The following is a 14,381-nucleotide window of genomic DNA, read 5'->3' on the forward strand; positions in this document are numbered from 1 at the left end:
GCCCCGGCGCTCACCCCCTTCAAGCGCCGGGGTGGCGGCGTCAGCCAGGAGGCGGATCATGAGCAAGACCAAGGGCCTCGGTCAGCGGATCGCCGGCAAGACGAAACAGGCCGTCGGCGAGATCGTCGGGGATCAGGATCTACATGAGGAAGGCAAGCAGCAAGCGGAGCGCGGCCGGGACGAACAGAGCAAGCCGAGCGAGCTCAATCCGTTGAAGAAACTCAATCAGCTGACGTGAACGCCGCCGCGCCGTCAGCCATTTCCAAGTCAATTCGCACCGGTGATGAAGCCGCCTCACGGCGACGCTCGCGCTGGGTCGCCGCTGCCGAACTCGGCCTGGTCAGCAGCACCTTCTCGACCATCGTCAGCCAGCTCTTCGCCGCGCGCATCGGACGCGATGCCGCCGTCGACTGGATGACGGTCGCCGCCATCCCCGCGCGCGATTGGGCGATCAGCGCAGAGCCGTCGTGGAGCGCGATCCTTGTCGGGATCGCCTTCCACCAATGGGCGGACTTCTCCTGGGCGCTGGTGTTCTTCGGTGTGCTCGGGCGCTGGACCGCCGACCTGCGGCCGCTGACGATCCTGCTGCTCGCGCTGCCCTGGGCTGTGTTCTCGTCAAGCATGGAATGGTTCGTGCTGGTGCCCCTGTTTCCGTTTTGGCAACCGCTGTTCACGCTGCAGCAGCCCTACTGGATCGGCCTGCTCGTCCACGGCTCCTCGGCCGTGATGTACCCCCTGTTTGCCCGGCTGCGCTGGACCGGGGGAGCAGCACCCGCGCGCGATGTTCGCTTCACCAATGCCTGGATCACCGGCGCGCTGGCTTTGATCGCACTGCTCGGCGCGGCTGCCTTGTTCGGCAGCCATGGTTACGAGCCGCAGTGGGCGGGCCGCGACAGGGACGCGGACCAGACTTACATCCGTCACATGACTGCGCATCACGCCCAGGGCATCGCGCTGGCCCGGATCGCCACCGAGCGCGCGCAGGACCCGCATCTGCGAAAGCTGGCGATGCTGATGGTCGCAAGCCAGACCGGCGAGAACCGGATTTTCGAGACGTGGTGGCTGAGCTGGTTCGACACCGAGATGCCCGATTGCAGCTCGGACGAACGTGCCGCCATGCCGGGCTTCCTGACACAGGCCGAGATGCGACAGGTCAAGGCCGCGCCGGCGGACCAATTCGACACGGTGTTCGTCGAGACGATGAGCAAGCATCACGCAGGCGCGGTCAGGATGGCCGACCAGATGTGGCTTAGCCGCGGCGATCTGCGCCTGCGTGTGATGGCCCACGCCATCCGCCATGAGCAACAGGGCGAGATCGCGCTGATGCACGGCGCCAGCGGCATTGCCCCCGTCGCCGCCGCCTTCCGCAACATGCTCGGCGACAATGTCAATTGAGCGGGTCGTGCCCTACTCGCGCCAGAACTCCGCCAATTCCTCGGCGGTCATCAGATCGACCTGGCCGTGAAAGCGGGTGCGATACATCGTCATCAGCGCATCATGGCCGACGTCGGACGAGCTGCACAACGCATCCTCGACGATGACGACCCTGAAGCCGAGATCGACGGCGCTCAGGACCGTCGAGAGCACGCAGACGTCCGTCTCCGCCCCGGTGATGACGACCGTGCCGACGTTCTTGTCGATCAGCAGGCTCGCGAGGCCAGGATTGCTGAACGCGGAATAGGCCGGCTTGTCGATGACGGCAGCCGGCGGAACGAAGCGGCTCAGAGCCGGCACGAGTTCGAGGCCGGATGGCGGCAGATGTTTGCGGGTCGCTTCGCGCCAGCGACGAAAATAGCGCTGCCACTGTCCGGGACGATCTTCCGGATCTTCCGGCGTGATGAATCGCGTGAAGATCGTTCTGGCCTGATGGCGCGAAACGATCGAGGCGATCGTCGGCAACACTCGCGCCATCCATGGCGTCTCCCAAAGGCCACCCGGAGCGAAGATGTTCTGCATGTCGATGCACAAGTGAACGGCGTCGCTGATGTCGGTCACGTCCGACGCGCTGTCTCTCATCGTCCTTCACTCCTGTGGGCGTGATCCACGGCGTTCACGACGCCGAGATCGGAGCCTCTCCGGCCTCGACGATCTCTGGAAGGATGTCCTTGAACAGACGCACCGGAATGGATTTTGCCGCAGGGACCTTGCTGCCCTCCGCGTAATGCCAGAGCGGAATGAGCACGTTGCACTCCGGATAATAAGCCGCAATGCTCCTGCGCGGGATGCCATAGGGGACGATTTGGAGTTCGCTCAGGCTGCGTTCGACACCGTCGCCCGCCTCCGTCACCAGCGTGACGGTATCTCCTGCTTTCAACCCGTCTCCCTCCATGTCGGCGGGATTCATGAACACGACGTAGCGGCCGCCCTCGATGCCGCGAAAGCGATCGCCTTCGGCGTAGATCGTCGTATTGAACTGCCCGTCCGCGCGCAGTGTCATCAGCTCATAGACGCCGTCGGTCTCGCGCGGCGGCGCGAAGGCCGACTTCGGAACGGTGAAGTTGGCCTTGCCGTTCGGGGTCTTCCACTTCCGCTCGCGCGCAGCGAGCGGCCGCGCAAAACCGCCGGGTTCGAACATGCGCGCATTGAAGTCCTTGAACTGGTCGGGATAGGTGCGCTCGATGGCGTCCCGAACCCGCGAATAGTCGGCGACCCAGGCGTCCCAATCGATCTTGGGGTTGGGCTTCAACGTTGCCTTTGCCAGGGCGGCGACGATCGCCGGCTCCGACAGGAGATGGTCGGCCACCGGCTTGCGCTGGCCGCGCGATCCGTGAATGCAGGTGGTGGAATCCTCCATCGACACCGCTTGTGCGCCGCTGGCCTGCCGGTCGATCTCGATCCGGCCGAGGCACGGCAGCAGATAAGTGACCTCGCCCGGCACGAGGTGGGTCCGGTTGAGCTTGGTCGCGATCTGCACCGACAGGCGCAGGCAGGACCAGGCGGGCTCCATCAGGGACCGCTCCGGAACGGCGCGCAGGAAATTGCCGCCGAGGCCGACGAAGCCGCGAACGTCGCCTTTCAGAATACCCTGGCAGGCGTCGACGGTGGACAGTCCCTCCCACCGCGGCGGCTCGAAACCGTAAAGCTCCGCAAGCTTGTCGAGCGGCACCAGCTTGGTCTTCTCGGAGATGCCGACGGTGCGCTGGCCCTGCACGTTGGAGTGGCCCCGGATCGGCAAAATGCCCGCGCCCGGCTTGCCGATATTGCCGCGAAGCAGCAGCAGGTTGACGATCATCTTGTTCGTCTCGACGCCGTGCTTGTGCTGGGTGATGCCCATGCCGTAATTGGCGATCACAGCCTTGGCTTCCATATAGGTGTTCGCGGCTTCGCGCAGCGCACCGCGCGAAAGCCCCGAGGCCCGTTCGATCTCGTCCCAATCCTGTGTACGGCAGAATGCGGCGAACTCCTCGAAGCCGGCCGTGTGCTGCTGGATGAATTCGACATCCACCACGCGCGCAGCTTCATTCTTGCGCGCGAGGTCGTCCGCCTCGATCACCCATTTGCAAATCCCGACGATCGCCGCAGCATCACCGCCGACCCGCACCTGATAATATTGCGAGCTGATGCGCGTGCCGCCGGCGATCATCTGGACCGGATTTTGCGGATTGACGAAACGCTCCAGGCCGCGCTCGCGCAGCGGATTGAAAGATATGATCGGCACGCCGCGCTGCGCCGCCTCCTGGAGCGGATGCAGCATGCGCGGCGCATTGGTGGTCGTGTTGTGGCCGAAGAAGAAGATGCAACCGGTAGTCTCGAAATCCTCCAGCAGAACGGTCCCGACCGGAACTCCGATCACCTCCGGCAGCGCCACCGACGTGGTTTCGTGGCACATGTTCGAGCTGTCGGGGAAATTGTTGGTGCCGTACATGCGGCCGAATAATTGGTACATGTAGCTGGTTTCGAGCGAGGCACGTCCAGACGTGTACATCACGACCGAACGGGGATCGAGCCGGTTCAGCTCGGCGCCGATAGCCGCAAAGGCCTCCTCCCAGTCGACCGGCAGATATTTGTCGCTTGCCCTGTCGTAACGCATCGGCGTCGTCAGGCGCCCCTGCTCCTCCAACTGATGATCGGACCAGGTTCGTAGTTCAGCCAGCGTATGTTGCGCAAAGAACTCCGGTGTCACGGTCTTGCGCGTAATCTCCCAGGCGGTCGCCTTGGCGCCGTTTTCGCAGAACTCGAACGGACGCGGCTTGGCCGGCTTGGCCCAGGAGCAGCTCACGCACATGAATCCGTCCGGCTTGTTCTGCTTGAGCAGGATCTCGCTGCCGAGAATGGCGACCTCTTCCTGTGTCAGGATACTGGCAACGGCTTTGAGCGAGCCCCAGCCGCCTGCCGGCGCATCATAGTTCTCGACCTTTGCCTTTTGCCGCATGGCGTTTCCTTCAATCGCAAGCCCTGCACGCAAAACCCGAGATGGGATGGCAAGTTCCAAGCGTTCGGAACGTTGCTCCGGTTCGTGCGTCGATGAATCGACGTAGGACGAACACCCATGCACGGCTCTCGATCCGGCGCACACGATCGCGCATCCATGCCCACGGCATCCGTGAGAATGCCCCGGCTGACGTCGAGCGGAACGCGGGATGAGCGGATGCTGGCGGAGGAATGTCCCGTGGCACTCGTCTACGACGGAACGACCGTCGCCGTTGTGATGGCAACTCCCGCCGATCTGACCGATCTTGCTGTGGGATTCAGCCTGACCGAAGGGATCATCGGGGACATCGGCGAGATCGAGGAGCTCACGGTCGTTCCCGGTCGCGACGGCATCGAACTGCGGCTATGGCTGCGAACGAACGCCGGGCGCCGCCTGAAGGAGCGCCGGCGACATCTGGTCGGGCCGACGGGTTGCGGCCTGTGCGGCATCGACAGCTTGCGGGAAGCCGGGCGGATCGTTCAGTGCGTCGAGCAGCCAGCGAACCTCACGGCGGAGCAGATCAGCACGGCCGTCGCAACCCTCAGCGAGTCACAGATCCTCAACCACAAGACACGCGCCGCTCACGCCGCGGGTTTTTTCGAGCCAGTCGGCAAGACCATGACGGTGCGCGAGGACGTGGGGCGCCACAACGCCCTCGACAAGCTTGCCGGCGCTCTCGCGACGGAAGGAGCATCCGGCCGCGCTGGCGCCGTCATTCTCACCAGCCGGATTTCGGTCGAGATGGTGCAAAAAACCGCCGCGATCGGCGCCGGCGTCGTCGTTGCCATGTCTGCACCGACCGCGCTCGCAGTCCGAACGGCCGAAGCCAGCGGGATCACGCTTGTCGGCATAGCGCGGGGCGACGAATTCGAGATCTTCAGCCATCCGGCGAGGGTGTTTAAGCCCGCCGCCACGCAGATCGAGCCGGAGTCTCGACCGCAGGCAAACTAAGGGAACCCGGACGTGAGGGCATAGCGAACTTCGCCAGGCAACTTCATGCCCGATCGCGCCGAGGGAGCGAACCCTCGGCCGCGAGATCGAACATCGAAGACTTGGGGAGGCCCCGTTCCAGGGTCCGCAGCGCGAACAGGGCGGGCACCGAAAATCGCGAAACAATCTTTCGCGTGTCTGTTTGCTTGGTGCGCTCGGAGGGACTCGAACCCCCACGATTTTACTCACTGCCACCTCAAGGCAGCGCGTCTACCAATTCCGCCACGAGCGCTTTGGGGATGCCGGCTTGAGGCTTGAAGGCCAACCGGATCAACGGCGCCGATCTAACAAATCCGTCAGAGGGGTACAAGCCTCCAAAGGCCCTGAATTCCACAAGCTTGGCAGGAAAGTTCCGGCTCCTTGCGCCGGGATCGGCCTTTTCCGCCTGCCCGGCCGCTACTGCGTGCCCAGGCCGCGACGCGTGCCCGGGCCGCGACGCCTGCCCGCGCCTTTACCGTGTGCCCGGGACACGTGGCAGCATCTGCTTGACCTCGACCGCGATGCGGTTGCGGTCGACCAGCACGACCCCGGAGGCGACCGGCAAATTATTGGCCAGAACCTTGACCTCGTCGGCCTCGGTTGCGTCCAGCTCGATGATGGCGCCGCGGGAAAGACGTAATACCTGATGGATCGGCATGGTCGTCGTCCCGAGGACGACCATGAGGTCCACGGTGACTTTGTCGAGAGTAGGCACTTCAGCACCACCGCAACTTGGGACTAGGACTAGGGACTGGTATTTGCTCCTGGGATCATCACCCGGTTATGGTTAGCCAATGGTTAATTTGCCCCAACACCCCCGCCAAGAGCTCGATTTGACGCCGTTTTCCGCTTCCACCGGCGAGCCGGTGGAATGGCGGATTTCGGACGCGCCGGTGCCCTATCCGGAGGCGGTCGCCGAAATGGAGGCGCGCGTCGCGGCGATCGCGGCCGGTGCAGCCCCGGAGTTGGTCTGGCTGCTGGAGCACCCCCCGCTCTACACGTCCGGCACCTCGGGCAAGACCACCGACCTGCTCGATGCCCGATTCCCGACCTTTGCCACCGGGCGCGGCGGCCAGCTCACCTATCACGGGCCCGGCCAGCGCGTGGCCTATGTCATGCTTGACCTGAAGCGCCGCCGGCCGGATGTCCGGGCCTATGTCGCGAGCCTGGAGGAGCTGATTGTGCAGACGCTCGCCGCCTTCAACATCCGTGGCGAGCGGCGCGAGGACCGGGTCGGCGTCTGGGTCAAGCGGCCCGACAAGGGACCCGAGCACGAGGACAAGATCGCCGCGATCGGCGTCCGGCTGAAGCGCTGGGTCTCGTTTCACGGCATTGCCATTAATGTCGAGCCGGAGCTGTCACATTTCGCCGGCATCGTGCCCTGCGGCGTCGCCGATCCCCGCTACGGCGTCACCTCGCTGGTCGATCTCGGCCAGCTCCTGACGATGAGCGATGTCGACGTGGCGCTTCGGCAAGCCTTCGAGGAGCTGTTCGGGCCGACCCAGGCGCTGATGCCGGAAGCAGCGGCCTAACTTCGGTCTCCCTCATTCTCGGCAAACCCGGAATCAGCTACCCTCGATTCCGGTGTCGCCCACGCCTCCCCCCTCCGCCGGGAAAGCAGATGTCATGCCGGGCGAATTGATCATCGGACCGACTGTTCGAGCGCCAAGGCATAAGGAGGGGTTGCGCTTCAGCTCGCAATGGGAGGTTTTTGCGATGAGACTGTCTGCACCCATTTATCATCTGAAACGAAAAGCGAAGCGCTTGTCCCGCGAGGTAGGCATCCCGCTGCACGATGCGCTCGACCGCGTCGCTGCGACGCAAGGCTTTTCCGCATGGAGCCTGCTCGCGGCGAAAGCGGCCACAGCGACGCCGGCCAACCGGCTTTTCCCGCAATTCCAACCGGGTGACCTGGTGCTGGTGGGCGCGCGTCCCGGCCAGGGCAAGACCCTGATGAGCCTCGGGCTTGCCGTAGAGGCGATGCGGTCGGGCCACCGCGCCGCGTTCTTCTCGCTCGAATACACCGAGAAAGACGTTCTGGATCGCTTTCGGGCGATCGGCGTGGATCTGGCGGAGTTCGAAAAACTCTTCGAGGTCGATTGCTCCGACGCCATCAGTGCCGACTACGTCGTCAAGCAGATGGCCGCAGCACCGCGCGGCACGGTCGTGGTGATCGACTATCTGCAGCTGCTGGACCAGCGGCGGGAAAATCCCGACCTCACCGTTCAGGTGCGCGCGTTGAAATCATTCGCGCACGACAAGGGATTGATCGTCGTCTTCATCTCGCAGATCGACCGTTCCTATGATTCCTCGCTCAAACCCTGCCCTGACCTGGACGATGTCAGGCTGCCGAACCCGCTCGACCTGAAGCTGTTCGACAAGACCTGTTTCCTGAACAAGGACGAAGTTCAGTTTCGCATAGCGAGCTGACGATCCCTGGCAACGGTTCAGGCCGCGGGTGCGGTTATTCACCCGCGGCCTCCCTCCTCACGCCTTCTCCGGCGAAACCTCGAGCTTGCCGGCGATGTAGCGCCGCTCCTGGGTCAGGCCGCCAAAGCCATAGGCGTCGCCCTTGACCTCGTCGACATGCAGATAGGTCTCGTGATGCAGCGGGCCCAGGATCCCGGCCATGGGCTGGAACATCGCGGCTAGATAGGCGGCCTTCTCGTCCTTGGTGTTGGTGCCTTCGCTGACGTGAATGTCGATCCAGTAGCTCGCGAGCTTTTGCTCTGCGAGCGACTTGCCGCCAGCGAACCAGTCGCTCGCCTCCACCGACTTCACGATAATGGCCGTGACCTCAGGGTCCTTGTGCAGGATTTTTGCGGTGAGCTCGGATACGGCGCTCGCGATGTCGGCCTTCAGCGGCGGCGACTGGCGCGGGGTGGTGTAGGACACGGTGATCAGCGGCATGGTCGTTCTCCTCGGATGTCGCGCAGGTGTTGCGCGGCGTTCATGAGAAGCTAGACCCGCCACCGACATTTTGGTATCTTATCTCTGTTGATACCAGTGATAAGACATCGTAATGACAGCAACGCTCGACATCGCCACCGTCCAGGCCTTCCTGCTGGTCGCCGACCTCCAGAATTTTACGCGGACCGCCGAAGCGCTCGGCACGACCCAGGCGGCTGTCAGCCTCAAGCTGCAACGGCTGGAGACCCTGCTGGGAAAACGTCTCGTCGAGCGCTCGCCGCGCGCGGTCCGGCTCACGGCAGACGGCGCGACGTTCCTGGAGCGCGCCCGCGCGCTGATCGCGGCGCATGACCGCGCGCTATCGGGCGAGGCCTCAGTCGCGCAGTCGCTCTCGCTCGGCATCTCCGACCATGCTGCGGGGCCGGAGCTGGTACCCCTGCTCGAACGCCTGCATGCGATGTCGTCGAACCTCACGCTTGCCGTCATCATCGGCTTCTCGCGCGAGATGCAGGAGGCCTATGATGCGGGCCGACTGGATGCGGTGATCGTGCGCCAGGAAGGCAGCCGGCGCGGCGGAGAGACGCTGGCCGAGGACGAATTCGGCTGGTTCGCGTCACGACGCTTCACCGTGCCAAAGGGGCAGCCTTTGCCGCTCGCGACGCTCGCCCCGCCCTGCGGCGTCCGCGCCATCGCCGTGCGCGCGCTCGACAAGGCCGGCCTGAAATGGCGTGAGCGCTTCGTCGGCGGCGGCGTCACCGCCGTGGTTGCAGCCGCGCTCGCCGGACTTGCAATCGCGCCGCTGGCGCGACGGATCGCGCCGGCAGGCCTGGTCGACGTCGGCCCCGCCCACAAGCTGCCGAAACTCGGCAGCTCAAAGGTGATGCTCCATTCGAAGGTCAGCGATCCCGCAAAGCTTGGAGCGCTGCGTGCGGTGGCGGCGACGTTCCGGAGCGTGGCGGCGGTCTGACGCGCACGGCTTTCCGGCTCGAATGCGGGCGAGCGTCTGCTGGCTTGCGTCCTGCATACGGACGCGCAATGTTGCCTAAAAATGTTCCAACCTCCGGGAACAATCCGCCACCTACTGCGTTTGCCCCCGTTGAGGCAGGGTCCGGGAATGGTCGAGAAGTCTAGTCAGCAGAGGGATTTGTTCGAAAGCGAACGCAGTTTCCGCCTGTTAGTTGAAGGAGTTGCGGACTACGCACTCTACATGCTGGATCCCACCGGGAGAATCACCAGCTGGAACATTGGCGGCGAGCGCATCAAGGGCTATTCACCCGGGGAGATCCTCGGCCAGCACTTTTCCCGGTTCTACACCGAGACCGACCGCGCCAACGGCAAGCCCGCCCGTGCGCTCGGCATCGCGCGGGAAAAGGGCCGCTACGAGGAGGAAGGCTGGCGCGTCCGCAAGGACGGCACCTTCTTCTGGGCCAGCGTCGTGATCGATCCGATCTACGAGGCCGGCGAGCTGGTCGGCTTCGCCAAGATCACGCGCGACATCACCGAGCGGCGCAATACCCAGCTCAAGCTCGAGGCGATGCAGAAGCAGCTCGCCGAATCCCAGAAATTCGACGCGCTCGGCCAGCTCACCGGCGGGGTCGCCCACGATTTCAACAACCTCCTGATGATCATCAGCGGCAGCCTCCACATGCTGAAACGAGGGGCCGACGACGAAGCCAAGCTTCAGCGCGCGATCTCGGCCATCGAGACCGCTACCAGGCGCGGCGCCGCGCTAACCAACCAGCTCCTCACCTTCGCGCGGCGGCAGAGCGTCAATCCGCAGGCGATCGACTTCGCCGACCGCATCGCGGCGATCCGCGAGGTACTCGATGCCGGCGTCGGCAGCTCCGTGCGCCTGGCTTTCGACGTCAGCGACGACGTCTGGCCGATCAGGACCGACGTTTCCGAGCTCGAGACCGCGCTGCTCAACCTTGTCATCAATGCCCGCGACGCGATGCCCGACGGAGGCACGGTGAAGATCGCAGCGCGCAATCTCGTGCTCGACGAGGACCCCCTCGTGGGCGAATTCATCGCGATCGACGTCACCGATACCGGCCTCGGCATTCCCTCCGACGTTCTCGACAAGATCTTCGAGCCGTTCTTCACGACCAAGGCGATCGGAAAAGGCACTGGCCTCGGTCTCTCCCAGGTGCACGGCTTCGCCCATCAGGCCGGCGGCACGGTCCGGGTCGCGAGCGCGCTCGGCAAGGGCACGACCTTCACCATCCTGCTGCCGCGCGGAGAAGACGAGCCATCGCGTGAGGCGGCGGGAGAACCGGCGTTCCAAGGCAGCGGCACGGTGCTGCTGGTCGAGGACAATCCGGACGTCGCCGCCGTCAGCATCGGCCTTCTGGAGCAGCTCGGCTATCAGGTGCGCCGGGTCGCGGACGCCGAAGCCGCCTTGAGCGAGATCGAGAAGAACGGCGTCGACTTCGTGTTCTCGGATATCGTCATGCCCGGCAAGATGGACGGGCTCAGCCTCGCCCATCACCTCCGCCAGATCCGCCCCGGCCTGCCGATTCTGCTCGCCACCGGCTACAGCGAAGTCGCCGCAGGCGTGCGCGGCGATTTCCCGATCCTGCGCAAGCCCTACGAGATCCACGAATTGAGCGAAGCGATCGCCAAGCTGCCGCGGTGATTCTTTAGCTACACCGTCGGCAACACCGAAAACGCCTCGCCTGCTCGGCGCAAGTTCAGTTCATCGACGTCGGCCGTCTCGCTGGTGACGCTGTCGACGCGCGAGGACGGCGGGCCGTGGCGGCACAGCGCAACCATGTCCGCGACGTGCTTCGGCGGCCCCGCGAACAGCGCTTCAACGCTGCCGTCACGGCGGTTGCGGACCCAGCCTTCGAGACCGCACGTCGTCGCCTGATACTCGAGCCAGGCCCGGTAGCCTACCCCCTGCACGCGGCCGCGGATCATGACCTGGAGGATCGCCCGGCTCATTGTTTCAGTCCGAGGACATCGGCGCTCCGCGCCTTGACGTCGGCCTCCCGCGTGACGCGGCTGGTCAAGTCCGACGATGGGAGACCTTTGAGATTCTTCGGCGCAGTGCCGTCGCGTAGCGCCTTCTGCGTCTCGTAGACGGCCTGCGTTGCGGCCGCGATCGGCGCGTGGCCCTGAAGCGCGATGCGCACGCGCTGGCCAGCGAGGTATTCGAGCACGTTCAACTCCTCCGGCGCGCCGCCGAGCACGATCGGCAGGCGCGTCGCAGACACGATGGCCTCGAGCTCGGCGCGCGACTTGATGCCGGTGAAGAACAGCGCGTCGACGCCGGTAGCCTCATAAGCTCTGGCGCGGCGGATCGCATCCTCGATCGAGGTGATCGAGGCCGCACCGGTGCGGCCCATGATGACGAGCGAGGGGTCGCCGCGGCCGTCGAGTGCCGCCTTCATCTTGCCGACGCCCTCCTCGAGCAAGATCAGCTGCGTCTTCGCTTCGCCGAAGCCAGCCGGCAGCAGCGTGTCCTCGATGGTGACGCCGGCGGCGCCCGCCGTTTCCAGCTCCTGCACCGTGCGACGCACGTTGAGCGCGTTGCCATAGCCGTGATCGGCATCGACCAACACCGGAAGCGCTGCAGCACGCGACATCCGCCGCATCTGCTCGGCAAGTTCCGTGAGCGTGATCAGCGTGATGTCGGGGTCGCCGAGCACCGCGAGCGAAGCCACCGAGCCGCCGAACATGCCGAGCGGGAAACCGAGATCCTCGGCGATGCGGATCGAGATAGCGTCGTAGACCGAGCCGGGATGGACGCACGTCCCGCCCGACAGGATCGATCGCAGTTTTTCGCGGCGGGAACGAAAGGCCATGGTGATGTCTCGGTTAGGTCACGGAGGCCGCAGCATACTCCGTCATTGCGAGCGAAGCGAAGCAATCCAGAAATGCATCCGCAGAGACAGACTGGATTGCTTCGTCGCGGAGCCTGTCATCGGGCCGCGCTTCGCGCGGACCCGGTGGCTCCTCGCAATGACGTTACGCAAACTCCAAAATCAGCGCATCCACCGCGAGCGTCGCGCCGGCGCTGGCGTGGATCTTCTTCACCGTGCCGTCCTGCTCGGCGCGCAGAACGTTCTGCATCTTCATGGCTTCGACCACCGCGAGCGTCTCGCCGGCCTTGACCTCCTGCCCTTCGGTCACCGCGATCGAGACCACGAGACCGGGCATCGGACAAAGCAGCTTCTTGCCGGTGTCGGCAGCCGTGGTCACCGGCATCAGCCGCGCCGAGGCAGCTTCCGCTTCGGTCCAGACATAGACCGGCACCTCGACGCCCTGATGCGCGAGGCGGATACCGTTCGCGATCGGGCGCACCTGCACCGCGACGACATGCCCGTCGATGGTGCCCTGCCAGACAGGATCGCCCGGCTTCCACGGCGACTGCAACAGAAGCGCATTGCCGGTCTTGCCGTCAGCATTGACGAAACGCACCGCGACCGCCTCGCCCTCGCGCGCGATCTCCAGCAGGATCTCCTGGCGGTCGAGCCAGACCGCACGGCGACGCTCGCGCTGCACGATGCGGCCGCCCATCTGCCCCGAGATCTGCCGCTTGCGCTCGCCGAGCACGTGATCGATGGCGGCGCCGACCGCAGCGAGCCGCCGTGCGACCTCGCCTTCAGGCACGCGCACGGCAAAGCCCTTGGGGAATTCCTCGGCGATGAAGCCGGTGGAGAGCCGGCCTTCGCGCCAGCGCGGATGATGCATCAGCGCCGACAGGAACGGGATGTTGTGGCGGATACCGTCCACATAGAACGAGTCCAGCGCAGTGGCCTGCGCCTCGATCGCGGCGGCGCGCGACGGCGCGTGGGTGACGAGCTTGGCGATCATCGGATCATAATGGATCGAGATCTCGCCGCCCTCCTGCACGCCGGTGTCGTTGCGCACGGTGATGCCGTCCTGGCTCGCTTCCGCCGGCGGACGGTATTTCACCAGGCGCCCGATCGAGGGCAGGAAGTTGCGGAACGGGTCCTCCGCGTAGAGGCGCGACTCCACTGCCCAGCCGGTCAGCGTGACGTCCTTCTGCGCAATGGCGAGCTTCTCGCCGGCGGCGACGCGGAGCATCTGCTCGACGAGGTCGACGCCGGTGACCAGCTCGGTGACAGGATGCTCGACCTGGAGGCGCGTGTTCATCTCCAGGAAGTAGAAGCTCTTGTCCTGCCCCGCGACGAATTCGACGGTGCCGGCGGAGTCGTAATTCACCGCCTTGGCGAGTGCGACCGCCTGCTCGCCCATCTTACGGCGGGTGGCTTCGTCGAGCAGCGGCGACGGCGCTTCCTCGATGACCTTCTGGTTGCGGCGCTGGATCGAGCATTCGCGCTCGCCGAGATAGATCACGTTGCCGTGCTTGTCGCCGAGCAGCTGGATCTCGATATGGCGGGGATCTACGATGAACTTCTCGATGAAGACCCGGTCGTCACCGAACGAGGCCTTGGCCTCCGCCTTGGCGAGGTTGAACCCTTCGGCGACCTCGGAGGTCGAATGCGCGATGCGCATGCCCTTGCCGCCGCCGCCGGCGGAGGCCTTGATCATCACGGGATAGCCGATCTCGTCAGCGATCTTGACCGCGTGCGTAGCGTCCTCGATGACGCCGAGATAGCCGGGCACGGTCGAGACTTTTGCCTTCGCGGCAGCCCTTTTGGATTCGATCTTGTCGCCCATCGCCGCGATCGCGCCCGGGTTGGGGCCGATGAAGACGATGCCGGCCGCCTCCAGCGCGCGCGGAAACGCCTCGCGCTCGGACAGGAAGCCGTAACCGGGATGCACGGCCTCGGCGCCGGTCTTGCGGCAGGCCTCCACGATCTTCTCGATCACCAGATAACTCTCGGCCGCAGCCGGCGGGCCGATCAGCACGGCCTCGTCGGCCATCTCGACATGGAGAGCGTCGCGGTCGGCCTCGGAATAGACCGCGACCGTCTGAACTCCCATGCGGCGAGCGGTCTTGATGACCCGGCAGGCGATTTCGCCGCGATTGGCGATCAGAATGCGTTTGAACATGCTTTTCTTGAGTCTCGACCTTGGGCGGGACCCTTCCCTGGCCGTTGGAGCCTATGGGAGGGGCCGTGTGGCTCCCGTGGTACATCAAAATAGGCTGGAGGCAACG

At 65.0% G+C, this 14,381-nt stretch carries 14 protein-coding genes and 1 tRNA gene; 7 read left to right on the forward strand and 8 right to left on the reverse strand.

Annotated features, from left to right (window positions below):
- Positions 1–58 precede the first annotated feature (58 nt).
- Entirely contained in the window at positions 59–238 is a 180-nt protein-coding gene (locus IVB19_RS21520) for a hypothetical protein (protein WP_018455222.1), read from the forward strand.
- Positions 235–1,395, forward strand: a complete 1,161-nt coding sequence (locus IVB19_RS21525) for a DUF305 domain-containing protein (RefSeq protein ID WP_247452457.1) — start codon at positions 235–237, stop codon at positions 1,393–1,395. Before IVB19_RS21520 ends, IVB19_RS21525 begins: the two co-directional genes overlap by 4 nt.
- Before the next feature lie 12 nt (positions 1,396–1,407).
- Here the strand turns inward: IVB19_RS21525 and IVB19_RS21530 are convergent, their stop codons facing one another.
- Positions 1,408–2,016, reverse strand: coding sequence for a cysteine hydrolase family protein (locus IVB19_RS21530; RefSeq protein ID WP_018455224.1), 609 nt, complete (start codon positions 2,014–2,016; stop codon positions 1,408–1,410).
- 34 nt (positions 2,017–2,050) lie between these two features.
- Complete coding sequence (locus IVB19_RS21535) at positions 2,051–4,372, reverse strand: FdhF/YdeP family oxidoreductase (protein WP_204511421.1); 2,322 nt, start codon at positions 4,370–4,372, stop codon at positions 2,051–2,053.
- Between the two features lie 156 nt (positions 4,373–4,528).
- Here IVB19_RS21535 and fdhD point away from each other — a divergent pair, with 156 nt between their 5' ends.
- Positions 4,529–5,362, forward strand: coding sequence for a formate dehydrogenase accessory sulfurtransferase FdhD (fdhD, locus tag IVB19_RS21540; RefSeq protein WP_204511422.1), 834 nt, complete (start codon positions 4,529–4,531; stop codon positions 5,360–5,362).
- A gap of 186 nt (positions 5,363–5,548) precedes the next feature.
- Here the strand turns inward: fdhD and IVB19_RS21545 are convergent.
- Both IVB19_RS21545 and IVB19_RS21550 read right to left on the reverse strand, forming a co-directional pair.
- A tRNA-Leu gene (locus tag IVB19_RS21545) sits at positions 5,549–5,633 on the reverse strand.
- Between the two features lie 219 nt (positions 5,634–5,852).
- Positions 5,853–6,095: a FliM/FliN family flagellar motor switch protein gene (locus IVB19_RS21550; RefSeq protein ID WP_085351347.1), complete on the reverse strand. Its 243-nt coding sequence runs from the start codon at positions 6,093–6,095 to the stop codon at positions 5,853–5,855.
- Between the two features lie 79 nt (positions 6,096–6,174).
- Between IVB19_RS21550 and lipB the strand changes: the two genes are divergently transcribed.
- Positions 6,175–6,912 carry a lipoyl(octanoyl) transferase LipB gene (lipB, locus tag IVB19_RS21555; RefSeq protein ID WP_247452458.1) on the forward strand — a complete coding sequence of 246 codons (738 nt, stop codon included), beginning with the start codon at positions 6,175–6,177 and terminating at the stop codon, positions 6,910–6,912.
- Between the two features lie 184 nt (positions 6,913–7,096).
- Entirely contained in the window at positions 7,097–7,810 is a 714-nt protein-coding gene (locus IVB19_RS21560; protein WP_143273336.1) for a DNA helicase, read from the forward strand.
- 57 nt (positions 7,811–7,867) lie between these two features.
- On the opposite strand, the gene IVB19_RS21565 is transcribed toward IVB19_RS21560, so the two are convergent.
- Positions 7,868–8,290 (reverse strand): tautomerase family protein, encoded by a 423-nt coding sequence (locus IVB19_RS21565; RefSeq protein ID WP_247789869.1) that lies wholly within the window; start codon positions 8,288–8,290, stop codon positions 7,868–7,870.
- 112 nt (positions 8,291–8,402) lie between these two features.
- Here IVB19_RS21565 and IVB19_RS21570 point away from each other — a divergent pair, with 112 nt between their 5' ends.
- Both IVB19_RS21570 and IVB19_RS21575 read left to right on the forward strand, forming a co-directional pair.
- Entirely contained in the window at positions 8,403–9,257 is an 855-nt protein-coding gene (locus IVB19_RS21570) for a LysR family transcriptional regulator (RefSeq protein ID WP_247452459.1), read from the forward strand.
- A 147-nt stretch (positions 9,258–9,404) separates the two neighbouring features.
- Positions 9,405–10,925, forward strand: coding sequence for a PAS domain-containing hybrid sensor histidine kinase/response regulator family protein (locus tag IVB19_RS21575; RefSeq protein ID WP_247476186.1), 1,521 nt, complete (start codon positions 9,405–9,407; stop codon positions 10,923–10,925).
- 8 nt (positions 10,926–10,933) lie between these two features.
- Here IVB19_RS21575 and IVB19_RS21580 read toward each other — a convergent pair whose 3' ends face one another.
- The 3 genes from IVB19_RS21580 to IVB19_RS21590 form a co-directional block, all read right to left on the reverse strand.
- Complete coding sequence (locus tag IVB19_RS21580) at positions 10,934–11,233, reverse strand: acylphosphatase (protein WP_007603158.1); 300 nt, start codon at positions 11,231–11,233, stop codon at positions 10,934–10,936.
- Positions 11,230–12,096 (reverse strand): isocitrate lyase/PEP mutase family protein, encoded by an 867-nt coding sequence (locus tag IVB19_RS21585; protein WP_247819865.1) that lies wholly within the window; start codon positions 12,094–12,096, stop codon positions 11,230–11,232. The genes IVB19_RS21580 and IVB19_RS21585 overlap by 4 nt, the downstream gene beginning before the upstream one ends.
- Positions 12,097–12,259: 163 nt before the next feature.
- Positions 12,260–14,275 carry an acetyl-CoA carboxylase biotin carboxylase subunit gene (locus IVB19_RS21590; RefSeq protein ID WP_247452462.1) on the reverse strand — a complete coding sequence of 672 codons (2,016 nt, stop codon included), beginning with the start codon at positions 14,273–14,275 and terminating at the stop codon, positions 12,260–12,262.
- Between the last annotated feature and the right edge of the window lie 106 nt (positions 14,276–14,381).

This window comes from Bradyrhizobium sp. 187, assembly GCF_023101005.1.
In the GTDB taxonomy this organism is placed as follows: Bacteria; Pseudomonadota; Alphaproteobacteria; order Rhizobiales; family Xanthobacteraceae; genus Bradyrhizobium; species Bradyrhizobium canariense_D.